At 71.1% G+C, this 557-nt stretch carries 1 pseudogene; it reads left to right on the top strand.

The features are described from left to right. Window positions 1–557: pseudogene (locus FB586_RS18820) on the top strand (ATP-dependent zinc metalloprotease FtsH); the annotation flags it as partial.

The following is a 557-nucleotide window of genomic DNA, read 5'->3' on the forward strand; positions in this document are numbered from 1 at the left end:
AGATCCTCCAGGTCCACTCGCGCGGCAAGCCGATCGCGCAGGACATCGACCTGATGAGCGTCGCGCGGCGCACGCCCGGCTTCACCGGCGCCGACCTCGCCAACGTGCTCAACGAGGCCGCGCTGCTCACCGCCCGCGGCAACGCCAAGATGATCACCGACGCCTCCCTCGACGAGGCGATCGACCGCGTCATCGCGGGCCCGCAGCGGCGTACGCGCCTGATGAGCGAGCGCGAGAAGCTGATCACCGCCTACCACGAGGGCGGCCACGCCCTGGTCGCCGCGGCGCTGCCCGGCACCGACCCCGTGCACAAGGTGACGATCCTCCCGCGCGGCCGCGCGCTGGGCTACACGATGGTGCTGCCCGACCGCGACAAGTACTCCCAGACGCGCAGCGAGATGCTCGACTCCCTCGCCTACATGCTCGGCGGCATGGCCGCCGAGGCGCTGATCTTCCACGACGTCACCTCCGGTGCCGGCAACGACATCGAGAAGGCCACCAACCTGGCCCGCGCGATGGTCACCCAGTACGGCACGACCGAGCGCCTCGGCGCTGTC

This window comes from Cellulomonas telluris (genome assembly GCF_004886325.1).
In the GTDB taxonomy this organism is placed as follows: Bacteria; Actinomycetota; Actinomycetes; order Actinomycetales; family Cellulomonadaceae; genus Cellulomonas; species Cellulomonas telluris.